Here is a 25,379-nt window from a genome sequence, read left to right as displayed (position 1 = left end):
GGACGAATTAGTACGTTATGGATTTGGACCCGACGGTGGCCGGGCCCGGCCTACTCCAGCCGTCCGGAAGGTTTCTTCTGCGGCTGGCTGTCGTCGTCGCTGTCCTCATCGGGGAGATGGACGTCCGTGACGTTCACATTGACCTCCAGGACTTCCAGCCCGGTGGCGTTCTCCACGGAGCGGATCACGTTGGTGCGGATCGCCTGGCTGACTTCAACAATCGAATAGCCGTACTCCACAATCACGCTGACATCGACGGCTGCCTGCCGCTCGCCCTTCTCCACACTCACGCCGTTGCCGTAGTTGGTCTGGGAACCGGGTATACGTTCGGTGACTGCGCTGAACGCACGGCGGGCGGCATTTCCCATGGCGTAGACGCCCGGGACTTCGCGGGTCGCGATGCCTGCAAGCTTCTGCACCACGCTCTCCTCGATGGTGGTGTCTCCGCGTGGAGTGTGCAGGGGGCCGGAGGGCCGGTGTTGCGAGAGGTCGCTGTCCCTGTCCTCGCTTTCCCCGGTGACCGCCGCTGATGCGGTGGATTGTCCAGGATTCTTGGCGGGATCTGCCATGGCACTCATCTCCTGAAGAGGGGGATCCCGGAGAGGGATCGCCGTACCTTCCATTAAGGGCGCACCACGGCAGGATCGTCACGCCCCGCCGAACTTTTCTCCGGTGCGGAGCCGGAATTCCGGCAGGTCCGGACATCCGCTTTGGGCATACCTGCTCCCCCGGTCTTGCCCTGCCCCAACCCAGTCCGTAATATTCACGATACGGAAATAAGTTTTCATTTCTGAGCACAGCGTGTTGGTGCTGAACCCGGAAATGACCGCAGAAAAGCGTAAACCGGCGGGTTTACACCAACACGTTCGCCCCGTACGTTCAGGGCAACGCTGCACTTCGACGACGCGGCCGGGCCAGATCCGGCACGCGAGAGGAGAAACCATGGCCATCGAAGTAACCGATCCGAACCCGGCCGAGGGTGCCGAGACCATCCTGACTCCGGAGGCGCTGGCGTTCATCGAAGAACTCCATCACCGCTTCGCTCCCACCCGGAACGACCTTCTGGCCGCCCGCACGGCCCGCCGCGAAGCCATCGCCGCAGGCGAAGCCCTGGACTTCCTGCCGGAGACCGCGGAAATCCGGGACGGCAACTGGAGCGTTGCCCCGGCTCCGCCTGCACTGACCGACCGCCGCGTGGAAATGACCGGCCCGGCTTCCCCCGCCAAGATGGCCATCAACGCCCTGAACTCAGGGGCCAAAGTGTGGCTGGCGGACCTGGAGGATGCCTCCACCCCAACGTGGCACAACGTGGTGGATGCCGAGTACAACCTCTACCGCGCCGCCCGCGGGGACCTGTCCTTCACTTCCCCGGACGGCAAGGAATACGCACTGCGCACCGATGAGCCACTCGCCGTCGTCGTCATGCGCCCGCGCGGCTGGCACCTGCCGGAGAAGCACGTGCTGATCGACGGCGAACCTGCCGTGGGTGCACTGGTGGACTTTGGCCTGCACTTCTTCCACAACGCGAAGCAGCTCCTGGAGAACGGCCAGGGCCCCTACTACTACCTGCCCAAGATGGAGAGCCATCTGGAGGCCCGCCTCTGGAACGACGTCTTTGTCTTTGCCCAGGACTACGTGGGTGTTCCGCAGGGCTCAGTCCGCGCCACCGTACTGATCGAAACCATTCCCTCCGCGTTCGAGATGGAAGAAATCCTGTACGAGCTGCGCGACCATGCCGCGGGTCTCAATGCCGGGCGCTGGGACTACCTCTTCAGCATGATCAAGGTGTTCCGCGACTCCGGCAAGGATTTCCTGCTTCCGGACCGGGCCGACGTCGCCATGACCGCACCGTTTATGCGCGCCTACACCGAACTGCTGGTAAAAACCTGCCACCGCCGCGGCGCTTTTGCCATGGGCGGGATGGCCGCCTTTATCCCCAACCGCCGCGAACCGGAGATTACCGCCAAGGCGTTTGAGAAGGTCACTGCAGACAAGTCCCGTGAGGCCAATGACGGGTTTGACGGTTCCTGGGTGGCGCACCCGGACATGGTTCAGACCTGCCGCGAAGTCTTTGACTCGGTTCTGGGCGATCAGCCCAACCAGGTGGACAAGCTGCGCGAGGACGTCCATGTCACCGCCAGGGACCTCCTGGACGTGACCACCGCAGAGGGTTCCATTACCGAAGCGGGCCTGCGCTCCAATCTCTACGTTGCCGTGGCCTACACCGCGGTCTGGCTCTCCGGCAACGGCGCGGTGGCCATTCACAACCTGATGGAGGACGCCGCCACCGCGGAGATCTCCCGCTCCCAGGTCTGGCAGCAGGTCCACAACGGCGTCACGCTGGAAGACACCGGGGAGACCGTCACCGAGGATTTGGTCAAGCGCCTGCTGGCGGAAGAGACCGAGCGGCTGCGCGGTGAAGTGGATGAGGAAAAGTTCAACCGCTGGTACGCCCCGGCCAGTGAGCTCATCGGCCGCATCAGCCTCGCCGACGACTTCGCCGAGTTCCTGACCCTGCCGGCCTACGAGCTCCTGGACTAGGTAGGCGGGGTGGTCGCACCGGGCGGGCCGGAACGGCGGCAACGAAACTCCTTCGCTCGCAGGGCTCGCTTGGAGTATTAAAGCCGCCTAACCCGGCCCGGCCGGCGCTCCGACCCAGCCGCCGTTCCGGTCCGGCCGGCACGGTTCAGTCCGGTCAGTCGAAGTGGATCACCTGGCGGATGGCCCGCCCCTCCGCCAGGGTGTCCATCGCCTCATTGATGTCTTCCAGGGCAACCTCCGCGGAAACCAGTTCTTCGACGGGCATCTTCCCCTGGCGCCACAGGTCCGCATACACCGGAATATCCCGGGACGGCACGGCCGAGCCCAGGTAACTGCCGATGATGGTCCGCGCCTCCGCGGTGAGGGTCAGCGGCGTTACCTCGGCGCGCTGGTCGGGGGCCGGCAGCCCCACCGTGACAGTGGTGCCGCCCGGTGCGGTGAGCTGCACGGCGGTCTCGAACGCACGCGGATGACCCGCTGCCTCCACCGCCAGTGCCGCCCGGACACCGGCGTCGGCCGCCTGCTCCGGGGTGTACACGGCATCGGCACCCAGCTCCAGGGCGCGTTTGAGTTTCTCCGGCAGCGCATCGACGCCAATCACGCTGCGTACCCCGGCAGCCCGGGCGGCCAGCAGCGCTGCCATGCCCACCCCGCCGAGCCCCACCACCGCGACGTCGTCCCCGGGGCCGGGAGGTGCTGCGTTCAGCACCGCTCCGGCACCGGTAAGCACGGCGCAGCCCAGCAGTGCGGCGACGGCCGGCGGCACGTCGTCGTCCACCGCGACGACGGAGCGGTAATTGACGACGGCGTGGGTCGCAAAGGCGGACACGCCCAGATGGTGCAGCACGGGTTCGCCGTTCCGGCTGAGCCGGACACCGCCGCCGAGCAGCGTGCCGGCGTTGTTCGCTGCACTGCCGGGTGTGCAGGGCATCTTTCCGTTGGTGCGGCAGGCGGCGCACTCCCCGCAGCGCGGCAGGAATGCCATGACTACCCGCTGGCCTTCCCGAAGGCCCGGGACATCCGGGCCCAGCTCCTCGATGCGTCCGGCGGCCTCATGGCCCAGCAGCATCGGCAGTGGGCGGACCCGGCTGCCGTTGACCACCGAGAGATCTGAATGGCACACCCCGGCGGCCTCAATGCGCACCAGCACCTCACCGGGACCGGGTCCCTCAAGCTCCAGTTCCGCCACGCGCAGGGGACGGCTGCCGGTGTAGGGACGCTCCGCTCCGATGTGTTCCAGGACGGCTCCCCGTATGGTGCGGCTGCTCATGATTCTCCTTTGAATCCGCGGTTCGCGCCTTGCCCGGCGCCGGCTGGGACCCATTCCAGCACGGTGCGGGCCAACGGCCAAGAACTCACCCGGCGGCGCGGCGCGCACTTCTGTGACGCAAGATCATGTTTCCGGGCTGTTTCATTTGGCAAGATGTGATCCATGAGCCAACAGAGCAGGACCTTCCCCGCACTGACCGGCAAGGATGCCGCGGCGCTGAACCGGGCACTTTCGTCCGGGGACGTCACGGTGTTTGTTGACGGTACGGCGCTGCGGCTGCCGCCGCCGGCCCGCGACGCGGTGCTGGACCTGCTCGGCCGTCTTGCTTCCGGCTCGGCCGTGAGCGTCACTGCTGCCGCGCAGCCGGAAACGGGAGGCACAGACGAAGCCCGGGCCCATAATCCACTGCTCACCACCTCCCAGGCCGCTGCCGCGGCCGGGATCTCCCATACCTACCTGCGCAACCTGACCGATGCCGGCGTCATCCCCGTGGAATACCGGGGCACGCACCGCCGGATCAGGATGTCCGACGTCGAGGCCTGGCTTCAGTCCCAGCGCGAGGCGCGCGCTGCGAAGACTGCAGCGCAGGGCGGGGACGGTACTTCAGGGGGGACTGATACCTAGGAGCACCGCCCAAGTGCGGCTCCGCACACCTGCTCACCAGTAATTGGTTCCAGATTGGTTCCACTCGTACTTTCAAACTTTTGACCGGAGCAAAACGTGATTATCGGTATCCCCAAAGAAATCAAGAACAACGAGTACCGGGTGGCCATTACGGCCTCCGGCGTGCACGAACTGACCACCCGCGGACACACAGTCCTGGTAGAGACCGGCGCCGGCGCCGGTTCGAATATTACCGATGAGGAATATTCGACGGCAGGGGCCGAACTGACCCCAGCCGCGGCCGATGTCTGGAAGCGCGCGGACATGATCCTGAAGGTGAAGGAGCCCATCAGCTCGGAATACCAGTACTTCCGGCCCGGGCTGATCCTCTTCACCTACCTGCACCTGGCCGCCACTGAGGAACTTACCCGTGCGCTGCTGGATTCCGGCGTGACTGCGATTGCCTATGAGACCGTGCAGGAAGGCCGCGCCCTGCCCCTGCTGGCACCCATGTCCGAGGTTGCCGGACGCCTTGCCGTTCAGGTGGGGGCGCAGTGCATGATGGCCCCCGCCGGCGGACCGGGCCTGCTGCTCGGCGGTGTTCCCGGAGTGCGGCCGGCCAAGGTTGTTGTCCTCGGGGCCGGCGTTGCCGGAACCAACGCCGTCGCAGTCGCCGTCGGCGCGCACGCTGACGTCACCGTCCTGGACATCAACATCAACCGCCTGCGCGAACTTGATGCCCAGTACGCCGGGCGCATCAAGACCGTGGCCTCCAACGCGTTCGAGATTGAGCGCGCCCTGCTGGACGCTGATCTGGTGATCGGCTCCGTCCTCGTCCCGGGCGCCCGGGCTCCGAAGCTCGTGACCAATGACATGGTGGCGCGCATGAAGCCGGGCTCCGTCCTGGTGGACATCGCGGTGGACCAGGGCGGATGCTTTGAGGACAGCCGTCCCACGACGCATGAAGATCCCACGTTCCGTGTTCACGGCTCACTCTTCTACTGCGTGGCGAACATGCCCGGCGCTGTTCCGAACACCTCAACCTACGCGCTGACCAACGTCACCCTCCCCTACGCCGTCGCCCTGGCGGACAAAGGTGTCCGGGTTGCGTTCGAGGACTCCCCGGCGCTGGCCCGCGGCCTGAACATCGCCAATGGGGCCGTGGCTCACCACTCCGTCTCTGACGCACACGGTCTGGCCCTGACCGAGGGCTGGAAGGAACTGGTCGCTCCGTAGCGCCCCACGCGAAAGGCCGGCAACCTATGTGGGTTGCCGGCCTTTTTGGCTTTAGGTGGGATGTTACTTAGTGCGGAACCGGGACCTTGGCGGCAGCTCCGCGCAGTACGGGAGCACCGAGCATCGAAATGACGACGGCGCCGAGGGCCATCGGAATCACGAAGAGGAAGTACAGGTCCCCGGGTGTCCATCCGCCGTCGATCAGCCCGCCGGCCAGGATCGGGGAGACGATCGCGCCCACGCGGCCCATGCCAATCACCAGGCCCAGCGCGGTGCCGCGAACCTCGGAATCGTAGTACGTGGGGCTGATGGCCAGCATGCCCGCGATCGGGGCATTGGCGCCGAAGCCCACCAGCGCGGCGGCAAACAGCGCCAGTCCCAGCGAACCTTCCGTGGAGTTGGCGAACACCACGAAGGTGGCGGCACCGACCACGAAGAACACGGCCAGGACCCGGCGCATGTCATAGCGGGCACCGAAGACGCCCAGCACCACGGCGCCGGTGATGGCGCCGACGCTGAAGAGGACACCGGCGTTGATGCCGTCCTGGGCGCTGAAGCCGCTGGCAGTTATCAGCTTGGGGGTCCAGGAGTTTGCGAAGTAGAAGCTGGCCATCAGGATGAAGTACGCCAGCGAGAGCAGGATGGTACGGCGGGCGTTCACGCCGGTGAGTACGTCGGCGAAGCGGGATTTCTTCTCGCCGCGTGGTGCCGGTTCGGGCAGTTCCGCGACCGGTTCCTGGCCGATGCTGCGCAGGGTCTTGTTGATGCGTTCCAGTGCGTTGTCCGGACGCCGCACGGAGAGGTAATCGATGGATTCCGGCAATACCTTGAGCACCAGCGGAATCATGATCAGTGTGGCGAGGGCGCCGAAGAGGAAGGCCGAGCGCCAGCCGAAGGAGGAGATCAGCACACCGGTCACCAGTCCGCCCAGCACGCCGCCCACGGGCTGGCCGATGCTGACGATTGCCAGCGCAGTGGAGCGGCGCTTGGCGTTGGAGAACTCCGAGGCGAAGACGTTGATGGTGGCCTGCAGGGTGCCGATCGCGACGCCGGTGATAAGGCGCAGGATCAGCAGGACCTCATAGGACGGAGCGAAGACGGAGGCGAACATGCCCGCTGCGACAACGCAGACACCGAGCAGCAGTGTTTTCTGGCGGCCGATTACGTCCGCAATGGTGGAGACAAAAATGGAGCCCACAGCCATACCGACCAGAGCCGCGCTGAGCAGGAAACCAAGCTGCGCGCCGTTGAGGTCCCATTCCGCTGAAACCGCGGAAGCGCTGAAGGCCATGACCAGGACGTCGAAACCGTCGATCATGTAGAGAGCTGTACAAATTGCAATGATTCCGACTTGCCGCCGGCTCAGGGTGGAATCTTCGATCCGGTCTTTGAGGTGCATTCCTAGAATGCTAAAGGAGACCAGCGCCACAACGTGATTTCGCTCGCGTTATGGTCAGACCGTTACGCGGGCGCCCTAAGGGGAATCACAGCCCGGCATGTATCTGCCGTATAATTTCCAGCCCTCTCAGGGACTCGGCCGGGTCTACCGGCAGTTCTGCTCCGTCCAGGACGGCGGCGGCCAGTCCGGTGTAGAAATCCTGGTAGCGGCCGGCCTCGGTGGGCACGGCAGTGGTTGAACGGTCCGTTCCCAGCAGCCCCCAGCCGGCGAGGTCCTCCGAGCCATATCCGGAATCTCCCGGCCGCACGCCTGCATCCAGCTGCGCTTCCTGCGGGTCCGTGCCGTGTTTCACCCAGGCTGCTTTGGACCCGGTGACCCGGAATCTTTCCGCTGCCTGCGGCGCCAGCGCATTCATCGAGAGGTGGGACAGCACACCTGTTTTATGCTGCAGGACCACAAACGCGTCGTCGTCGGGCCCGCCGGCCTGGCGCCTGGACCGCACTTCCGCGTACACCGGTTCGGCCGGGCCAAAGAGCTGCAGCGCCTGGTCGATCAGGTGAGGGCCAAGGTCAAAGAGGATCCCGCCGCCGTCGTCCGCTCCAGCTTCTCGTTTCCAGGCCTTGGTGACGGCAGGCTTGAACGACTCCATCCGCGATTCGAAGCGGGTAACGGTACCCAGCTCGCCGCGTTCAAGCAGTCCTTTGAGCGTCAGGAAGTCCCCGTCCCAGCGCCGGTTCTGGAAGACGGTCAGCACCTGCCAGGCTGCGGCTGCAGCATCCATCAGCTGCCGGGCAGCTTCCGGAGAATGCGCAAAAGGCTTGTCCACGACGGCGCCGAGTCCGGCTTCCAGCGCGGCAAGGCCCAACGGCGCGTGCGTTGCGGGAGGTGTGCTGATGACCGCGAGGTCCAGGTCCGCGGCCAGCTCCAGGGCGGTTTCAGCCGTGGGCACGACGGCGGCAGCGGGGTACGCTGCCTGCGCCGCTGCCGCGCGGGCGGGGTCTGATGTGACGATCACGTCCAGTGCGTACCGCGGATCTGCGTCAATCAGCGGTGCATGGAAGACCCGCCCGCCCAGGCCGTAGCCAAACAGGACGGTACGAAGGCGCTGGTTTTCGGGCCGCTGGTCGGGGGCGGTCATGAGGTCTGGAAGTGCGTTTCGGAGGGTGCACCGTTGAGCTTGGCCACAATTTCCCCGGCCAGCACCTTCAATTTCAGGTTCCTGCTGTTGGAGGCACGCTTGAGGGTTTCGAATGCCTCGCTCTGGGAACAGCGGTTCTGGCCCATGATGATGCCGATCGCCAGGTCGATGTCTGTCCGGGACTGGAGCACGGTCTGCAGGTCCTCCACCGTGGTGGCCCGCTGTGACATCCGCACCGCGAGGCGAAGGGCCATGGAGGCTTCTTCGGCGTAGGTGCGGGCGACCCGTTTGAAGTCCTCGTCGAAGGTGTTTTCCGACCGGGAGTAAAGGTTCAGTGCCGCCCGGGCGTGCCCCTCCAGGGTGAGCGGCACGGCGTAGATGGAGCGCATCCCCTGGGCCAGGACGTGCTGCATGTACTCCGGCCACCGCTCGTCGGCGGAGGTGTCCGGAACATCCACGGCCTCGTGAACGCGGAGCGCGTGAAGGCAGGGCCCGTCGTCGAACGCGTACTGCATTTCATCCATTTCCAGCGCGGCGCTTTCACTGCTGGCAACCGTGTAGCTGTGTCCGCGGGAACGCTGCAGCGTGATGCCGCAGTAGACCGTGCCCCGCGAAGACAGGGAAGACGCACTGAGCCGGGCCAGCTGCTGCAGGAATTCGAGCACGTCCTCATGGTGAATCAGCAGGTCCTGCAGCTGCGCTGCCGTGGCAGTCGCAGACCTCAGATCGTCCATAGTGCACTGTTCCTTTTCAACCCCGGTGAACCGCACTAAAGCGCCCACGATTGTCGTGTTTGAGCTTAGATACTACGATATCGGGATACGGTCAAGACGCGGCCATGGCTTCTGTATACCCTTATGGAGTTATCGATGGGCCTGCCGGCGCACTTGCCGATCTGCCACCATTGCGGCGTTGACGATTACCTGATCTACGAGTTCTACACCGCGCCCACCCCTGATGGTCCGGGCGTTGTGAGCTACACCTGCTCCGCCTGCGAGACCTTCGCCGGGCATGAGGTGCCCGCTGACTGGGCTCCTCCCGGATGGCGCGTTGGACACTAATTCACCGCCGCCGATTCCCGGCGGGCTCGCCCTGCTGCTGGGTGCCGCGGCCCACCTCTCGGCCGAAGCCAGCCGCATGTTCCTTGCAGACCTGCAGCTGACCGAACACTCCGTGCGTGTGCTGAAGGTGCTCTCCGCCCCTGGAATGCAGGCGGCGAGGGTGGCCCAGCTGACCAATCTGAGTGTCGAAGAAACATCCTTTGGCCTGGCCTCGCTGCACCGGGCCGGTTACGCACGTCCCCGCCGGCCGGGGCGCTGGACGCGCACAGCATCCGGCACCGCAATGGTGGAAGAGCTCGCGGCGGTCCGGAAGAAGTGCGATGCCCGTGCGGGGGAAACTGAACTCCGCCAGGCCCTTTACGCTCTCATCCGGTCCATGGAGGACGAAGAGACTCCGGATCCGGTCTAGCCCCGGCAAAAGCGGCGGGTCCGGAGCAGCAGTGCTGCTCCGGACCCGCCGTCTTTTACCGGTATCGGGTATCCGCCGCTACGCAGCCGTGACCGGGAACCGCTCCCACACGCGGTGCTGTCCCAGCAGGGTGATCAGGCCGGGAACCAGTTCTTCCGGCGATTCCACCAGGATGCCCGGAGCGTCCTCCGGAATTCCGGAAGCACCCAGTACGCCGGCGCCGCTGCCCCAGGCGCCGAGCGCCTTCGAGTGGCGGTACGCCTCCGTGAGCAGGATGGCCACCCGAGGATCGATGGCCGGGTGCCCGGCCGGGTTTCCGGCCTTGGCGTCGAGGCTGTCCACCGCGTCGGTGCCGTATTCACCGGAACCGGCGACGATCACGGCGTCGAACTCCGTGGAGCGGGCGGTCAGGTACGTGCGCTGGACCGGGATCTGGCCACCCAGCATGCCGCCCTGCGGAGCGATAACCAGCGGAACCATGTCCGCTGCATCAACGGCGGCCCGGATCCGGGCCAGGGCCGCGAGGTCGGTGCTCTCGTCGGCGAGAATGCCGATGATCCGTCCGTCCACGGGCCAGGTGCGGCCAACCTGCTGCAGGGCAGGGCTCGGATCAGCGTTTTCAACCTTCACCGACGGGGCCGGCGCGGGCAGGCCGAGGCCTGCTGCCACTTCGGCGCACAGCCGCTCATCGATGTTGGCAAGCGCCTGAAGCTGCCGGACCTTGATGTTCTCCTCGTAGCACTTGCCGAGTTCGAAGGTGTAGGCCTGGATCACGTGGTCCTGCTCCACCGGAGTGAGGGAACGGAAGAACTGCCGCGGCTGGCTGTAGTGGTCGTCAAACGTCGCCGGGTTCTCCCGGACCTTCCGCGATTTGGCCACGGGGGCCGGCACATCGATGAAGGCGCCCATGTCCGCTCCGGCGAGGAACGGGCAGCCGCCGTCCAGCGAATTCGGCTGGTACGGAGCAGTTCCGCTGTGCACGGCATCCTGGTGGAAACCGTCACGGAGCATGTCGTTGACAGGTGCGTGGGGCCGGTTGATGGGGATCTGCGCGAAGTTCGGACCACCGAGCCGGGTCAGCTGCGTATCGATGTAGGAGAACAGTCGGCCCTGGAGCAGCGGATCGTTGGTGACGTCGATGCCCGGCACCAGGTGTCCGGGATGGAAAGCCACCTGCTCCGTTTCAGCGAAGAAGTTGGTCACGTTCCGGTTGAGCGTCATGGTGCCAATGATCTGCACCGGTGCCAGCTCTTCGGGGACGATCTTGGTTGGATCCAGCAGATCGATGCCCTCGAACATCTCGTCCTCGGTGTCCGGGAAGACCTGGACACCAAGGTCCCATTCCGGGTAGGCGCCGGCTTCGATGGCGTCTGCCAGGTCCCGGCGGTGGTAGTCGGGGTCCATGCCGTTGATGATCTGCGCTTCTTCCCAGACCAGCGAGTGCACCCCAAGGCGCGGCTTCCAGTGGAACTTCACGAGGGAGGTCTCCCCCTTGGCGTTGACCACCCGGAAAGTGTGGACACCAAAGCCTTCCATGGTCCGGTAGGACCGCGGAATGCCGCGGTCGGACATGTTCCACATGGTGTGGTGCTGGGCCTCGGTGTGCAGCGAGACGAAGTCCCAGAAGGTGTCATGCGCACTCTGTGCCTGAGGGATCTCCCGGTCCGGGTGCGGCTTGCCGGCGTGGATGACGTCGGGGAACTTGATCGCGTCCTGGATGAAGAAGACCGGGATGTTATTCCCTACGAGGTCGAAGGTTCCTTCATCCGTGTAGAACTTGGTGGCGAACCCGCGGGTGTCGCGGACCGTGTCTGCGGAGCCTCTGGAACCCAGCACGGTGGAGAAGCGGACAAAGACCGGGGTCTGGGCGTCGCGGGCCAGGAAACTTGCCCGGGTAATGCCTTCTGCTGCTCCGTTGGCGACGAACACGCCGTGTGCTGCTGCACCGCGGGCATGGACCACACGCTCGGGAATGCGCTCGTGGTCGAAGTGTGTGATCTTCTCACGCAGGTGGTGGTCCTGGAGGAGGACGGGTCCGCGGGGACCGGCCTTGAGGGAGTGGTCCGTGTCCCGCAGCCGTGCGCCCTGCGCCGTCGTCAGGTAGCGCCCGGACTGTGCATTCGAGGTCTTGGGTGCACCGGTGGGGACGCCCGTGGGAGAGACCGTTTCGGGACCGTCCTGGTCCGGCTTTGGCGGAAGCGGATCGTGCGGCTCCGTGGGTTCCGCGAGCGAGGGTTCCTGCGGTGCGGGAGCACCGGGAATGGGAAGTCCGTTGGCTGATGTGTAATCTGACATATGGCCTCCATCTAGTGGAACTTATTGCTGCACCGGAGGGCAGCTCCAAGTAGAGCGTACCGAAAAATTAGTAAGGGTACTTAACATGTGACCCTACCGGCGTGCCTTTGCCCAACGCAAAGGACGGACCCGCCTGTAGGGGGGAGCACAGGCAGATCCGTCCTTCGTGGGGGTTTCCCCCATACCGTCCGGCCAGTCCGGCCCCTCAGCGGGCGGGACTCTTCAGACGGACATTCATGGGCCCGGCATCCTGAACCGGGCTGTTCTCAGCGCTCTTCGGGCAGCTAGTCCCACAGGCAGTCGGCCCAGGCAGCGTCCCTCAGGTAGTCCCTTGCCGGCCCTACGCTCCAGAGTTCACCTCGGGATTCGACGTAGCCCATTCCGCGCATGTCCTCGACAGTGCCTTCGTCGCAGCCCAGGACCGTACCGAGATCCTTGTCGTCAGCAGCCAGAACTACTTCATTCCGTTGCGACACCGTGACCGCCTCCTTCTCCGTGACGACTTCCCCCCGGTCCATCCGGCGGAGTTAGTGCTTATCCAGGAGCATGGCTTCGCGCTCCGTGCTCCACGTCCGGGCGTACAGCCCCATCGCGGCTTCTTCCCGCAGTGAGAGCCCCAGCCGGTTCAGCAGCATGTGTGCCTGGTAGACCGTCAGGTGCTGTGCACTGCGGCTTACACGCGCCTTGTCTGCCCGGTAGAGGTAGGTGTCCATGGTGCGGAACCAGCGGCGCCGCCAGTTTTCCACGGCCGATTCAGCAGCAGTGGCTGCCATCAGCCGGTGGGTCGGCATCACTTTGGCGCCCACCTGGACGGTCATGGCCTGCCGCACGCTCGCTGCCCGCGGGCCGAAACCGGCAGTGCAGCTGCGCAGGTGGCTGTCCCAGTAGTAATCCCAGGAAAGCCGGCGCCGGTCGGGCCAGCTCGAGGCACGAGGGCCCTTCATCATGCTGCGTGCCGAATCGAACAGCAGCAGGGAGCCAAGGGCCCAGCGGTTCTGCACCTTCGGGAACCGGGCCGTTGCCCACGTACCGAGGTCCGAGGACAGCTCGAAGACCTCCTCCGCAAGGGCAAGTCCTTCAACTCCGCCGTACTTGGCAAGATCCGCCTCGATCCGCGGATCCTGCTGTTCCATTCCGCCCGGGCTCAATCGGTCGCTGGCCGGATCTCCGAAGGCGTGCGTCACGGTCAGATGGCCGATGACGCCGTTCGCCTGTTCCTGGAGAGCCACCAAAAGGGACTTAAGCCGGTCAAGCGTTTCCTGGGGTGCCAGGACCTTCATTCGCACATGGGCGTTCGCAGGCTCAGAGCAGCGGGTGTAAAACCACCGCTGCGCCCCCCATAGCTGGGCCTGCGCCGCCAGCGGGGTAACCAGTTCTCCAATGATGCCGTCCGCTACATCGAAGCCGCCGGTATAGATGGATAGAGTCCACCATTGAGTGCTTGCATTAGTTCGCGAGGCGTTTCGAACTGCTGTTAGCTGACTCATGGCGCTCTTCCTCCGGGTTCAAGTCTGGTTACCACCGCTGGGGCGGGTCTAGATGTGTTGCTGGTTGGTTCATCCCCCAAAAGAGGGGCCTAAATTAGAACCATTCCCAGCTCTTGATGGAAACCGGTGCAGTTGCCTTCTTCATGGTCGTATCCCCTCTTTTAGTTCGGCTGGTTGCACAGCCGGTCGTGTTTGACTCCGAAAGCTTCCCCCGCGCCTCAACGGCCTGTCCACCGTTACCAATTTCAGCTTCCTGTCATGTCCGGTTGGTGCCCCGGGGGCTGCCGGCACGACTCCGCCGCTACCCCGAATCCCTTGAAAAAGTGCGGATTTCAGCCTTTTGGGTACCGAACTACCAAGTGAGGGTGGACAATGGCATTAAGCTGTCATGTCATTCTCTCCGGGTTCCAATTCTGAGCGGGAACGTCTTGCCCGGAGGCTGGCAGCAGACCGGGATTCAGTGCCGCGCCGGGGCGCGGGCACCGTCCCTCACCCCCGCAGTTGGAGGAGGAAGCTTGCTCGATCAGGTGTCGGTTGAGGTGTACCGTTACGCGGTCTCTCATCCGGGTTGGACCCCTGCAGAAGCATCGGATGCGCTCGGCTACACCTCGCGCGCCATTGACCGCGCGGTGGAGGAGCTGCAGGCCCGCTGCCTGCTTTTCACGGAAGGCACGGGGAACCCCGTCTACACGGCAGTCTCCCCCGACGTCGCGCTGGCAGAGCTGGTGGATCCGGATGAACGCGCGATGCTGGAACTTCGGGCCAGCATCGGAGCCAAGCGGCGGGAACTGGCCAGCCTGGTGCCCACCTTTGCCGAAGCACGCCGGCAGGTGGCAGCGGACGCATCGGTGGAGGTACTGGAGGACCCGGAGCAGGTCCAGCGAGTTCTCATTGAGTACGGCCGCTCGGCGGCGGAAAGCGTCCTGATCGCCCGGCCGGGCCATGGCTCCAATGCCGACTTCCAGGAAGAAAGCGTGCAGAAGGACCTGGACCTGCTGCGTGCCGGGGTGAAGCGCCAGACCCTCTATCACTCCAGCACCCGGGACCACGTACCCACCTGCAAGGCCGTGGAACGCATCAGTGAGGCCGGCGGGGAGTTCCGCACCCTGCCGTATGTTCCCCTGCGCACCCTCATCTTCGATGACAAGGTGGCGGTAGTGGCCCGTCAGCTGCACACCTATGACAGGGCGGGGCTGGTCATCCGGGACCCCAACCTCATAGGCCTCTTCACCAAGCTCTTCGAGTTTGCGTGGAGCCTGGCGGAACCATTCCTGGCCGATGACCCGGGCAAGGGAGGCCTGAACAGCACCCAGCGCTCCGTGCTCGCCGGGCTGGCGGCCGGTCACTCTGACGAGGTCATCGCCCGCAGAGTGGGCATCAGCGTCCGGACCTGCCGCCGGCACATCGCCTGGATGCTGGAGGAACTAAAAGCCGAGAGCCGCTTCCAGGCCGGCATCAAGGCCCACAAGGCGGGCTGGATCTAGAAAACTTGTGTTGCTTCCCGGTCAACCCGAGTGCCATGATGTGGCATGACGTTTGAGGAAACAACGGGGTCAGTGCTGACCCCGGAAGCACAGGTTGCGCTGGACAGGGCCACCGGATCCGCCCACCGCCACTACGAACTTCTGTCGGACCGGGCGTTCCACATCAAGCAGTCGGCGGTTCGGGACGTCTTTGACATTTCGATCCGTTCCGACCTCATCTCCCTGGCCGGCGGCAGTCCGTACATGCAGGAGCTGCCGCTGGAGGAGCTCGCGGAGACAACCGCTTCGATCATCCGCACCCAGGGCCTGGCAGCCCTGCAGTACGGCCCGGGCCAGGGCCTTCAAGAGCTGCGTGAGCTCGCGTGCGAAGTCATGGCAGCGGAAGGAATCCTCGACGCGGATCCGGCCGACGTCGTCATCACCACCGGTTCCCAGTCCGGACAGGACGTGGCCGCCAAGGTCTTCTGCAATCCCGGTGACGTAGTGCTGTGCGAGGATCCCACCTATGTGGGCGCGCTGAACGCCTTCGAGTCCTACGAAGTCGATATCCAGCCGGTCGCCATGGATGCGGAGGGCCTGATTCCGGAGGCCCTCCGGGAACGGATCGCTTCACTGCGTGCCGCCGGCAAGACGGTGAAGATGCTCTACACGATCCCCAGCTTCAACAACCCCAGCGGCATCACGCTCTCCGCCGGGCGCCGCGGCGAAGTGGTGCAGATCTGCCGCGAGAACAACATCCTGGTGCTCGAGGACAATCCTTACGGGCTGCTGCGGTTCGACGGCGAGCCGCTGGCGCCGCTGCGGGCCTCGCACCCGGAGGACGTCCTGTATCTGGGCTCCTTCTCGAAGATTTTCTCCCCCGGGATGCGGCTGGGCTGGGCGCTGGTGCCGCGGCACCTTTTCCGCCGGTTTTACCTCGCCTGCGAAGCCGTGGTGCTCTGTCCTTCTCCCCTGACCCAGATGATCACTGCGGCCTACCTGCGGGACTACGACTGGATGGGACGCATCCGGGACTCGCGCCGTCTGTACGCGGACCGCTGCGCCGCCATGCTCGCAGCACTGACAGAAGAGATGCCCGACAGCGTGAGCTGGACGGTGCCGGACGGCGGCTTCTTTATCTGGGTAAGCCTGCCGGAGGGGATCGACACGTACCCCCTGCTCGCCGAAGCCATTGAAGCAGGGACGGTCTTCATTCCGGGAACAGCCTTCACCCCCGGCGATGAACCCAGTTCCAGGCTGCGGCTGGCTTTCAGCGCAGTCTCGGAAGAGGACATCACTGAAGGCGTCAGGCGCCTCGCACCGGTGATCCGGCGGGCAGTCGCCGCTGCAGGAACGGTTTAGGGACGGCGCGCACCCGGCCGGTGTTCACCGGCCGGCCGTGGCTACTTCCGCCGGCGGCGGTCGAAGATTGGCACCACAATCACGAACAGCAGGGCCATGATGGCCAGCCGCCAGAGCATGCCCAGGTTCGGGAACAGGATGATCAGCAGGCTGGAGACGATAAAGGCGCCGACGAGGATCCAGGCCGTCCGCTTCCAGTCGATCTGCGGTCCGCCCCCGCGGTTTTCGGGTCCGGGGTTCATTGACATGCTGCTCCGATCGTTGGGTCCCTTTCGAGCCTAGTCCAGAAGCAGGGCAGGTTCTTCCAGGATGGCTGCTACGTCAGCCATAAAGCGTGCCGAAAGGTCGCCGTCGACCACCCGGTGGTCAAAGGAGCCGCCAAGCGTTGTGATCCAGCGCGGGATCACTTCGCCGTCGAGCACCCAGGGCTTCTGCTTGATCGTGCCGAAAGCAACGATCGCGACTTCCCCGGGGTTGATGATCGGTGTGCCGGTGTCGATGCCCAGGGCACCGATATTGGTGATGGTCAGAGTCCCGCCGCGCATGTCTGCGGGCGGAGTCTTGCCAGCCCGGGCCGTGGTGGCGAGCTCATTCAGCGCCACCGCAAGCTCCTTGAGCGAGAGATCCTGGGCGTCCTTGATGTTCGGGACCATAAGCCCGCGCGGTGTGGCCGCGGCAATGCCGAGGTTCATAAAGTGCTTGACGTGGATCTCGTCTCCGGCCCAGGTCGCATTGACGGAAGGGTTCCGGGCAGCGGCCCAGATGACGGCCTTGGCCAGGATCAGCAGCGGAGAAACCTTGATTCCTTCGAAGTCCCGTGAGGCTTTCAGGCGCTTGACGAATTCCATGGTGCGTGAGGCATCAACGTCCACGAAGATGCTCACGTGCGGGGCACTGAAGGCACTGTCCACCATTGCCTTTGCGGTGGCCTTGCGGACTCCCTTGACCGGAATCCGCTCGATTCGGCGTTCCTGGGGCTTGGTGGAGGGAGACCAGAAGGTATCCGCGGAGTCGACCTCGGATTCACGCTGTGCCTGGTAACTGATCAGGTCCTGCTTGGTCACCTCACCTCCGGCACCGGTTGCCGGAACATCGGCCAGGTTGATGCCCAGGTCCTTGGCGGCCTTGCGGACCGGAGGCTTGGCCAGCACACGCTGCACAAGACGGTTGATGCGGTCCTGGACTGCCGCGCCTGCAGCAGCGACGGCAGCCCCGCGGGGATCGATGCGTGCTGCACTCCGGGCCTCGGAGGATACCGGCGAAGGGGACAGGGTTTCGGGTGCCGGTTCCGATTTGGTCTCAACGGCCGGTGCTGGGGCCTGCGCGGCCACTGCAGATCCTGCCCGGTTCCGGCGCGGACGCCGGCGGACGGCGTCGGCCTTGGGGCCGGTCCCCGTCAGGGATGCCGACGGCGGTCCATCGGCCGCGCCCGCCGTCGTCGTTTTCTCCGCCTTTGCAGAGGCCTTGCCCGCCTTGCCGGGGGCAGCCTTTCTGCCGGCTCCGGAGGTATCCACCTGGAAGATGGGGGTGCCTACCTCCACCGTGGTGCCTTCCTGGATCAGGATGCCGCTGACGGTGCCAGCGAACGGAGATGGAAGCTCCACCAGCGACTTGGCGGTCTCGATTTCCACGATCACGTCATTGATGGCGACGGTGTCGCCTTCCTTGACCCGCCACTGGACGATTTCGGCCTCGGTCAGGCCTTCCCCGACGTCGGGCAGTTTGAATGTTTTCTCAGTCATGGCATCTCGATCTGGCGTGGGCCGGAGGACCGGCGGCGGAAGCTTCGGGCGGGGCTCTGTCAGTAGGAGAAGACAGTGTCGAGGGCGTCGAGCAGCCGGTCGATGTCCGGCAGGTAGTGCTCCTCGACGGCGGCAACGGGGTAGGGCATGTGGAATCCGCCGACGCGCAGGACGGGCGCTTCCAAATGCAGGAACGCACGCTCAGCGACGCGGGAAGCGATCTCTCCGCCGATTCCGCCGAAGGTGGGGGCCTCGTGCGTGACAATCAGCCGGCCGGTGCGGCGCACCGATTCGGTGACGGTGTCGAAGTCGATTGGCGAGATGGAGCGCAGGTCGATGACCTCGATGCTCCGGCCGTCTTCGGCGGCAGCTTCGGCAGCCGCCAGCGCTACGGGCACCAGCGGCCCGTAGGCAACGATTGTGGCGTCTGTTCCGGTGCGCAGGATCTGGGCGGTGTACGGGTCTCCCGACGGCGCGGAGGTGTCCACCTCGCCCTTGAGCCAGTAGCGGCGCTTGGGTTCGAAAACGATCACCGGATCCTTGCCCTGCATCGCCTGCTGGATCATCCAGTAGCCGTCCTGCGGGTTGGAGGGGGCGAGGATGCGCAGCCCGGCGGTGTGGGCGAAGAGCGCTTCGGGGGATTCCGAGTGGTGCTCGATCGAGCCGATGCCGCCGCCGTAGGGAATCCGGATGACAACGGGTGCACTCAGGGCACCCTCGCTGCGGGAGTGCATCTTGGCCAGCTGCGTGGTGATCTGGTTGAACCCGGGGAAGACGAAGCCGTCGAACTGGATTTCGCAGACCGGACGGTAGCCGCGCAGGGCCAGGCCGATCGCGGTGCCGATGATGCCGGATTCCGCGAGCGGTGTGTCCATAACGCGGTCGGTGCCGAATTCGGCCTGCAGGCCTTCGGTGATGCGGTAAACGCCGCCCAGGGCGCCGATGTCCTCGCCCATCAGGAGAGTTTTGGGGTCCGCCGCCAGTCCGGCGCGCAGACCGGCGTTGATGGCCTTGGCCATGGTCATGGTGCTCATGCGCCGGCCCTTTCCTCGGTGTCATTGGTGCCGGCCGCTTCCTCTGCGTCGGCGAATCCGTCCTCGTAGGCCTGGTGGAAGGCCAGTTCCTCAGCAATAAGCGGGTGCGGTTCGGCGTAGACGTCCGCGAAGGAATCGGTGAACGACGGCGGCTCCATGGCCTGCACGTCTGCGCGCAGCTGTGCTGCCAGCTCATCTGCTTCGGCGGTGAGGCAAGCGAAGAAGGCGTCATCCCCGGCACCGGTGGAACGAAGGTGCTTTTCCAGGCGGGTCAGCGGGTCGCGGCCAATCCAGGCCTGCTCGTCGGCGGACAGCCGGTACTTGGTGGGGTCATCCGCGGTGGTGTGCGCACTCATCCGGTAGGTAAACGCTTCGATCAGCACCGGACCCTTGCCGCTGCGGGCGTGTTCCAGCGCCCAGCGGGTCACGGCATGGACTGCCAGGACATCGTTGCCGTCCACGCGGATGCCGGGGAAGCCGTAGCCCTGCGCGCGGTTGGCCAGCGGGATGCGGGACTGGACCTCGGTGGGCACGGAAATTGCCCAGTGGTTGTTCTGGCAGAAGAACACCACAGGAGCGTCGTAGGACGCAGCGAAGACCATCGACTCGTGGACGTCGCCCTCGGAGCTGGCGCCGTCGCCGAAGTACGCGACTGTGGCACCGGCAGGCTGGGACGGATCGGCTGCGTTGTCCCGCGCCATACCCATGGCGTAGCCGACGGCGTGCGGCACCTGGGCGGCGAGCACCAGGGTGTAGAGGTGGAAGTTGGACTCGCGCGGATCCCATCCGCCGTGCGAAATGCCGCGGAAACGGCGCAGCAGGTCGGAGAGCTTCAAGCCGCGGGTCAGCGCAACGCCGTGTTCCCGGTAGGTCGGGAAAACGTAATCCTGCCCGGCCAGGGCACGGCCGGAGCCGATCTGGGCGCCTTCCTGTCCGGTGAGCGGAACCCACATGACCAGTTCGCCCTGACGCTGCAGTGCTGTGGCCTCGGTATCGAACCGGCGGATGAGGAACATGTCCCGGTAGAAGGAGCGCAGGGCCTTGTCATCGACGTCCTCGGCGTACCGGCCGTACAGCTCGTGTCCGGTGCGTTCCCCTTCCGGGGTCAGCAGCTGGACCATGCCGTCCGGTGAGCTGCCGGGGGCAGGCACCAACGTCTCATTCAGCGCCGTCGAATCGAATTCGGTGGCGGGCAAGTGCTCCAGGGCCATACCTCTCCTCGCCAGGGCAGACTTTCAGGTCCGCCCCCGCTAGAAATATGCCGCCGCAGGAATATGTACCCGTGGTGGCATATATGTGGAAGTTACTTCCCACAGCCTAACGAGGGCGGAGACCCTGAAAGCACTTAGGACACGCTAGGAAACCCGGAGCCCTTTTGTATAGGTTGCACATAAAGCGAGGAATCGGCTGTTGGCTTCCTGCTCGCCGATGGTGACACGCACACCTTCGGTACCGAAGGCACGCACTGCCAGCGCCTGCTGCTCGGCCAGCACTGCAAACTCGGGGGTGTTCCCCCCCAGCGCGAGCCAAACGAAGTTGCCCTCAGCCTGGGGAATTGCCCAGCCGAGCTCCTTCAGGCCCTCAACCACGCGGGTCCGCTCTGCAACCAGCGCTTGTATTCTTTCCACAAGTTCGCCGTGGTGCTTCAGCGAAGCGATAGCCGCCTGTTCCGCGATCTGCGACACGGCGAACGGGACCGCCGTGACCCGGAGGTACTGCGTCAGGTGCGGATGGGAAATTGAATAGCCGACGCGCAGGCCGGCCAGGCCGGCACCCTTGGAGAAGGTCCTGAGGACAACCACGTTCTGGTAGCGGCGGTAGATTTCCACGCCGTTGACGGCGTCCGGGTCGCGGACGAAGTCTTCGTAGGCTTCGTCAATGACCACGATTACGTCTGAGGGGACCTTTGCAAGGAAGCCCTCAACCTCTTCCGCGCTCAGCACCGGGCCGGTGGGGTTGTTCGGGGTGCACAGCAGGATCAGCTTGGTGCGGTCTGTGACTGCTGCCGCCATGGCATCGAGGTCGTGGCGTCCGTCGGAGAGCAGCGGGACCTGAACACTGCGGGAACCGGAGAGTCCCACCGAAATGGGGTAGGCCTCGAAGGACCGCCACGGGTAGATGACCTCATCCTGGGTGCCGTCCTCGTTCTGCCCGGCAAAGGTGGCCAGGAGCTGGTTCAGCGCGCCCAGGCTTCCCCCGCCGGTGACGATGTCCTCAGCAGGGACATCGAGGAAGGACGCCAGTTCCGTCCGCAGCGCCGTTGCCAGCGGATCGGGGTAGCGGTTTACATTCGGGTGGGCAGCAATTGCTTCCAGGACTGAAGGCAGCGGCGGGAAGGGGTTCTCATTGGAGGAGAGCTTGTAGCTCTGCAGCCCTTCAATAGCCACGGGCGGTTTTCCAGCTGCGTAGCGCGGCAGCCGGTCAACCACCGGGCGCGGACTAGTGCCGGGCGCCGGATCAGCCACAGCGTTGGTGTCATTCTCGGTAGTGGTCATGGCTTAAGACTAGTCCGGATTTACAGGTGCTTATGTGACGCGCTGCACAGGCTGACCCGGCGGGAATTTGTCCGGTGCTTGGGGCTCCGCAACCGCTGTGCCAGCATTAGGGCATGCGCCTTGTGCTGACAATCCTCATTAATGCCCTCGCCCTGTGGGTTGCCGCTTGGGCACTGCCCGGAATCGTGGTGGGGGAATCCGGAACGCCGGCGACCGGGAACTCCACCCTGGACATCGTGCTGGCCTACCTCTTTATTGGGCTGGTCTTCGGCGTGGTCAACGCCCTGGTGCGTCCGATCGTCCGGCTGCTGGCCCTGCCGCTGACCATCCTGACGCTCGGCCTCTTCACCGTGATCATCAATGCCGCCATGCTGATGCTCACGGCCTGGCTCACCAGCTTCACGCCCGTGCACTTTGAGATTGACTCCTTCTTCTGGACGGCCATCTTCGCCTCGATCATCATCTCCCTGGTCTCCCTGGTGGCCGGTTCACTGGCCGGTACCCGCCGTTAGTTGTCCCGGCGCACGACGCGCGGCAGGGACGGGCCAGGCGCCGGTCCGGGCGGGCCTTTCGGCACCACCTGAATCGGCGGCCGGCGGTCCCTGCGGCGAAACCGGTACAGTTCCCGGGCAGCAACGCTGCCCACACCCACCACAGCGCCTACACCGGCCAGCGATCCCCGGAGTGACGGGTCAGTGCTTTGGTCCGCAGCCGCTGCCCCTTCGAGGTACACGGGCAGTTTGTGGGCCGGACCCAGCCCGCCCTGTCCGGGAAGTACCGGGACGTCATCCGTCAGCGTCATGGTGACGCGGTTGAGTGTGTCGGGGTTGGAGGTGCCGTCCGCTCCGGGCACCCAGTCCTGGACGTGCTCCAGGTGCAGAGCCTGCGTCTCGGGCGGGATGTCGGCATCTCCGGCCGGCGCACCGGCGGTAAGAACGTAACGGACATCCAGCCCGGAGGTTTCCCGGAGGTACCCGGCGGCGTGCGCAGCATGGATGCCGCCCTGGCTGTAACCCACCAGAACGACGGCATCTCCGGCTTCCGCTTTGGCCTGCCGCAGGGCCTCCGCCACGGCGGCAGCAATAAACCGGCTTTCCTCGGCCCTGCCCTCGGCGTTGCCGTAGTTGTCGAACGGGTTCTTCCCTGCGCTTCCTCCGCCCGTCTGGGTTCCCGGCAGCGTCACCACAAACACACCTGCTCCGCCGCCCGGGGGCTCCACCCGCAGCACCTCAACAACACCGGGATCGTTCTCGCGCAGCAGCACAGCGCTTCGTTCCAGGAGCCCTGCAGCGCCGCCGGACAACTCGATCTTCTCCCCCTCCCCTACCGGGGGCTGGACCCGCTCAACCTCGATCTCCCGAAGCGCGGCCGGCCCACCGAATAGGGCGGCCAGTACGCGCAGGGCCGCAGTATCGATAAACCTCACGGGCAGCGACTCCACTGCCCTTAGCTTTGGGAACCCGCCCGGTCCGGGGTCCAGGAGCACCATGCCCAGCGGCAGCAGCCCGGGCAGCGCGGCAATCCGTTCAGTACGTCCCTCGGCGTCCCGGTATTCGTGCACCGCCAAGCGCAGCTTTGATGCTGTGCCAGCGGCCGATTCAATACAGCTGCGGAGCAGGAAGAGGGCCCGGTCCAATTCAGTCCTGGCTGTTTCGGCCGCACTGGCAGGCTGTATCCGGATCCATGCTGCTTCCTCTCCGCTCATCCGCTCGAGGGCCGATGCAATCTCCCGCAGGGTTCCGGCAGATGAATCCAGCCGGGCGGCCCGGGCTTCCAGAGCATCGAACTCGACCAGGATGCTGTTCTGTCCCCCGCGGACCGTATAGGCCGGCGAGGGCACCGGGCATGTTTCCAACGGTCCTGTTACCCCCAGACTTCAAGCTGATTGGTTGCAGACACCGTCCGGCGGGCCGAGGCGGCCCGCTCCATGGCCTCCCGGCACATCCCCAGCTCGCGTGCCAGCACATGCAGCTGGTCCTGAAACGCCCTGCCGGCCGGGGACCGCCACTCCTCCTCGCGCGTGTCCCCAAGCTCATGCTGCAGCCGGCCCACTTCCTCGGCATGTGCTTCAAGAACCTGCGCCGCCTCCCCTGCCCGCTGCGCCTGTGCCGCCGCTTCTCCGTCTGTCACACCCTGCCCCTGTCATCCTGCAGCCGCCCCGGGCGCCCGCGTTGCCCGCGTTGCCCGCAGTGCCCGCGTTGCCCGCCAAAGCCGGCACCTCCTGCCGCACCGGAACCGCAACCGTAGGCAGGTACGCGGCGCCGGCGTCGTGCGCCTTTTCGATCCGTGGAAACAGGTTCGGCTTCAGGTGCCTGTGGAGGAAGGTTCAGCGTCCTGTCACGGAATCGGCCGCAGCGCGCGACCGTGGAAGAATTGGCCCATGGCCGATTCTTCTTCCGCACCCCGCGTTTCCCTTGCCTCCGTGACCCCCGCAATCGCGCTGGGGCCGCTGGACGGCCGGTACCGCTCCGCGACCGCACCGCTGGTCGACTACCTCTCCGAAGCCGCACTGAACCGCGACCGCACCCATGTTGAGGTCGAGTGGCTGATCCACCTCACCTCCAACTCGGTCCTGCCGGGCACCTCGCCGCTGACAGCCGAGCAGCAGGCGCAGCTGCGGGAGATCGTCTCCGGGTTCGACGGGAACTCCGTCACCGAGCTGGCCGAAATCGAGCAGGTCACGGTTCACGACGTGAAGGCCGTGGAGTACTACATTGGCCGACGGCTGGCCGCGATCGGCATTGAGAACCTCACACCGCTGGTGCACTTCGGCTGCACCTCGGAAGACATCAACAACCTTTCCTATGCCCTGGGCGTGAAGGGTGCCGTGGAGAACGTCTGGCTGCCCGCAGCCCGGAAAATGGTGGCCCAGATCGCCGCCATGGCCGAAGAAACCCGCGCCGTGCCCATGCTCTCCCGCACCCACGGCCAGCCCGCCACCCCCACCACGCTGGGCAAGGAACTCGCCGTCACCGTGCACCGCCTGACCCGCCAGCTGGACCGCGTGGCCGGCACCGAGTTCCTCGGCAAGATCAACGGCGCCACCGGCACCTACGCCGCGCACTACGCCTCCGTTCCGGGTGCCGACTGGCAGCAGGTGGCCAAGTCCTTCGTTGAGGGCCTGGGCCTGACCTGGAACCCGCTCACCACCCAGATCGAGTCGCACGACTGGCAGGCCGAGCTCTACGCGGACATGGCCCGCTTCAACCGGATCCTGCATAACTTCTGCACGGACGTGTGGAGCTACATCTCCATTGGCTACTTTGCCCAGATCCCCGTTGCCGGTGCCACGGGTTCCTCCACCATGCCGCACAAGGTGAACCCGATCCGCTTCGAGAACGCCGAGGCGAACCTGGAAATCTCCAACGGCCTGCTGGACACCCTGGCCTCCACGCTGGTCACCTCCCGCTGGCAGCGTGACCTCACCGATTCCTCCTCGCAGCGGAACATCGGCGTGGCCTTCGGGCACTCCCTGCTGGCGATCTCCAACGTGGCCAAGGGCCTGGAGCGCCTGAACGTCGCCGAAGACGTGCTCGCTGCAGATCTGGACACCAACTGGGAAGTCCTCGGCGAAGCCATCCAGATGGTGATGCGGGCGGAGGCCATTGCCGGCGCTCCGGGCATGGAAAACCCCTACGAGCGGCTCAAGGAACTCACCCGCGGACACCGCGTGGACGCCGAGCGCATGAAGGAATTCGTCTCCGGGCTGGGCCTGCCGGCCGAGGCCGAGGCACGCCTGCTCGCACTCACCCCGGCCAGGTACATCGGCATCGCCAAAAACCTGGTGGACCACCTGCAGAAGTAGGGGAACACCAAACAACGACGGCGGGAGGCCGGGTTCGAA

Annotated in this window: 24 protein-coding genes; 9 read left to right on the top strand and 15 right to left on the bottom strand. The window is 65.4% G+C overall.

What is annotated here, in order from left to right:
- Positions 1-50 precede the first annotated feature (50 nt).
- Positions 51-569: an Asp23/Gls24 family envelope stress response protein gene (locus tag ACWGQ2_RS13830; protein WP_452018204.1), complete on the bottom strand. Its 519-nt coding sequence runs from the start codon at positions 567-569 to the stop codon at positions 51-53.
- A gap of 373 nt (positions 570-942) precedes the next feature.
- Here ACWGQ2_RS13830 and aceB point away from each other — a divergent pair, with 373 nt between their 5' ends.
- Positions 943-2,541: a malate synthase A gene (aceB, locus tag ACWGQ2_RS13825; protein WP_452018202.1), complete on the top strand. Its 1,599-nt coding sequence runs from the start codon at positions 943-945 to the stop codon at positions 2,539-2,541.
- A gap of 154 nt (positions 2,542-2,695) precedes the next feature.
- Here aceB and ACWGQ2_RS13820 read toward each other — a convergent pair whose 3' ends face one another.
- On the bottom strand, positions 2,696-3,811 hold the full coding sequence (locus ACWGQ2_RS13820) for an alcohol dehydrogenase catalytic domain-containing protein (protein ID WP_452018200.1): 1,116 nt from the start codon (positions 3,809-3,811) through the stop codon (positions 2,696-2,698).
- A gap of 162 nt (positions 3,812-3,973) precedes the next feature.
- Here ACWGQ2_RS13820 and ACWGQ2_RS13815 point away from each other — a divergent pair, with 162 nt between their 5' ends.
- Positions 3,974-4,435 (top strand): helix-turn-helix domain-containing protein, encoded by a 462-nt coding sequence (locus tag ACWGQ2_RS13815; RefSeq protein WP_452018198.1) that lies wholly within the window; start codon positions 3,974-3,976, stop codon positions 4,433-4,435.
- A gap of 96 nt (positions 4,436-4,531) precedes the next feature.
- Positions 4,532-5,650, top strand: coding sequence for an alanine dehydrogenase (ald, locus tag ACWGQ2_RS13810; RefSeq protein WP_452018196.1), 1,119 nt, complete (start codon positions 4,532-4,534; stop codon positions 5,648-5,650).
- Positions 5,651-5,717: 67 nt separating this feature from the next.
- Here the strand turns inward: ald and ACWGQ2_RS13805 are convergent, their stop codons facing one another.
- The 3 genes from ACWGQ2_RS13805 to ACWGQ2_RS13795 all read right to left on the bottom strand — a co-directional run bounded on the left by ACWGQ2_RS13805 (position 5,718) and on the right by ACWGQ2_RS13795 (position 8,921).
- On the bottom strand, positions 5,718-7,049 hold the full coding sequence (locus ACWGQ2_RS13805; protein WP_452018194.1) for an MFS transporter: 1,332 nt from the start codon (positions 7,047-7,049) through the stop codon (positions 5,718-5,720).
- Positions 7,050-7,134: 85 nt separating this feature from the next.
- Positions 7,135-8,187, bottom strand: coding sequence for a Gfo/Idh/MocA family protein (locus tag ACWGQ2_RS13800; RefSeq protein WP_452018192.1), 1,053 nt, complete (start codon positions 8,185-8,187; stop codon positions 7,135-7,137).
- The gene (locus ACWGQ2_RS13795) at positions 8,184-8,921 is read right to left on the bottom strand and encodes a GAF and ANTAR domain-containing protein (protein ID WP_452018190.1); all 738 of its coding nucleotides are present in this window, start codon (positions 8,919-8,921) and stop codon (positions 8,184-8,186) included. Before ACWGQ2_RS13795 ends, ACWGQ2_RS13800 begins: the two co-directional genes overlap by 4 nt.
- A 135-nt stretch (positions 8,922-9,056) precedes the next feature.
- Here ACWGQ2_RS13795 and ACWGQ2_RS13790 point away from each other — a divergent pair, with 135 nt between their 5' ends.
- Positions 9,057-9,248: a hypothetical protein gene (locus ACWGQ2_RS13790; RefSeq protein ID WP_452018188.1), complete on the top strand. Its 192-nt coding sequence runs from the start codon at positions 9,057-9,059 to the stop codon at positions 9,246-9,248.
- Positions 9,238-9,657, top strand: a complete 420-nt coding sequence (locus ACWGQ2_RS13785; RefSeq protein WP_452018186.1) for a hypothetical protein — start codon at positions 9,238-9,240, stop codon at positions 9,655-9,657. Before ACWGQ2_RS13790 ends, ACWGQ2_RS13785 begins: the two co-directional genes overlap by 11 nt.
- A 78-nt stretch (positions 9,658-9,735) precedes the next feature.
- Here the strand turns inward: ACWGQ2_RS13785 and ACWGQ2_RS13780 are convergent, their stop codons facing one another.
- The 3 genes from ACWGQ2_RS13780 to ACWGQ2_RS13770 form a co-directional block, all read right to left on the bottom strand.
- Entirely contained in the window at positions 9,736-11,952 is a 2,217-nt protein-coding gene (locus tag ACWGQ2_RS13780; protein WP_452018184.1) for a catalase, read from the bottom strand.
- A 284-nt stretch (positions 11,953-12,236) separates the two neighbouring features.
- Positions 12,237-12,428, bottom strand: a complete 192-nt coding sequence (locus ACWGQ2_RS13775) for a hypothetical protein (RefSeq protein ID WP_452018182.1) — start codon at positions 12,426-12,428, stop codon at positions 12,237-12,239.
- Between the two features lie 51 nt (positions 12,429-12,479).
- Positions 12,480-13,439 carry a lantibiotic dehydratase C-terminal domain-containing protein gene (locus tag ACWGQ2_RS13770; protein WP_452018180.1) on the bottom strand — a complete coding sequence of 320 codons (960 nt, stop codon included), beginning with the start codon at positions 13,437-13,439 and terminating at the stop codon, positions 12,480-12,482.
- Positions 13,440-13,954: 515 nt separating this feature from the next.
- Between ACWGQ2_RS13770 and ACWGQ2_RS13765 the strand changes: the two genes are divergently transcribed.
- Both ACWGQ2_RS13765 and ACWGQ2_RS13760 read left to right on the top strand, forming a co-directional pair.
- Complete coding sequence (locus tag ACWGQ2_RS13765; RefSeq protein WP_452018178.1) at positions 13,955-14,923, top strand: helix-turn-helix transcriptional regulator; 969 nt, start codon at positions 13,955-13,957, stop codon at positions 14,921-14,923.
- A gap of 45 nt (positions 14,924-14,968) precedes the next feature.
- Positions 14,969-16,264, top strand: coding sequence for an aminotransferase-like domain-containing protein (locus tag ACWGQ2_RS13760; RefSeq protein WP_452018176.1), 1,296 nt, complete (start codon positions 14,969-14,971; stop codon positions 16,262-16,264).
- 41 nt (positions 16,265-16,305) lie between these two features.
- Here ACWGQ2_RS13760 and ACWGQ2_RS13755 read toward each other — a convergent pair whose 3' ends face one another.
- The 5 genes from ACWGQ2_RS13755 to ACWGQ2_RS13735 form a co-directional block, all read right to left on the bottom strand.
- The gene (locus tag ACWGQ2_RS13755; protein WP_452018174.1) at positions 16,306-16,512 is read right to left on the bottom strand and encodes a hypothetical protein; all 207 of its coding nucleotides are present in this window, start codon (positions 16,510-16,512) and stop codon (positions 16,306-16,308) included.
- Positions 16,513-16,542: 30 nt separating this feature from the next.
- On the bottom strand, positions 16,543-18,006 hold the full coding sequence (locus tag ACWGQ2_RS13750; RefSeq protein ID WP_452018172.1) for a dihydrolipoamide acetyltransferase family protein: 1,464 nt from the start codon (positions 18,004-18,006) through the stop codon (positions 16,543-16,545).
- 59 nt (positions 18,007-18,065) lie between these two features.
- Positions 18,066-19,040: an alpha-ketoacid dehydrogenase subunit beta gene (locus ACWGQ2_RS13745; RefSeq protein ID WP_452018170.1), complete on the bottom strand. Its 975-nt coding sequence runs from the start codon at positions 19,038-19,040 to the stop codon at positions 18,066-18,068.
- Positions 19,037-20,251: a pyruvate dehydrogenase (acetyl-transferring) E1 component subunit alpha gene (gene pdhA / locus ACWGQ2_RS13740; protein WP_452018168.1), complete on the bottom strand. Its 1,215-nt coding sequence runs from the start codon at positions 20,249-20,251 to the stop codon at positions 19,037-19,039. Before pdhA ends, ACWGQ2_RS13745 begins: the two co-directional genes overlap by 4 nt.
- A gap of 144 nt (positions 20,252-20,395) precedes the next feature.
- Entirely contained in the window at positions 20,396-21,535 is a 1,140-nt protein-coding gene (locus ACWGQ2_RS13735; protein ID WP_452018166.1) for a histidinol-phosphate transaminase, read from the bottom strand.
- A gap of 113 nt (positions 21,536-21,648) precedes the next feature.
- Here ACWGQ2_RS13735 and ACWGQ2_RS13730 point away from each other — a divergent pair, with 113 nt between their 5' ends.
- A complete protein-coding gene (locus ACWGQ2_RS13730) occupies positions 21,649-22,047 on the top strand; it encodes a phage holin family protein (protein WP_452018164.1) in 399 nt (132 codons plus the stop codon).
- Here the strand turns inward: ACWGQ2_RS13730 and ACWGQ2_RS13725 are convergent.
- A complete protein-coding gene (locus tag ACWGQ2_RS13725) occupies positions 22,044-23,375 on the bottom strand; it encodes a hypothetical protein (protein ID WP_452018162.1) in 1,332 nt (443 codons plus the stop codon). The genes ACWGQ2_RS13730 and ACWGQ2_RS13725 overlap by 4 nt on opposite strands.
- Before the next feature lie 23 nt (positions 23,376-23,398).
- A complete protein-coding gene (locus tag ACWGQ2_RS13720) occupies positions 23,399-23,665 on the bottom strand; it encodes a hypothetical protein (protein WP_452018160.1) in 267 nt (88 codons plus the stop codon).
- 250 nt (positions 23,666-23,915) lie between these two features.
- Between ACWGQ2_RS13720 and purB the strand changes: the two genes are divergently transcribed.
- Positions 23,916-25,340 (top strand): adenylosuccinate lyase, encoded by a 1,425-nt coding sequence (purB, locus tag ACWGQ2_RS13715; protein ID WP_452018158.1) that lies wholly within the window; start codon positions 23,916-23,918, stop codon positions 25,338-25,340.
- Positions 25,341-25,379 lie beyond the last annotated feature (39 nt).

The organism is Arthrobacter sp. NPDC055585 (assembly GCF_053619115.1).
Note: the sequence above shows the minus strand (reverse complement) of the source record. Positions and strands in the feature narration are given on the sequence as shown.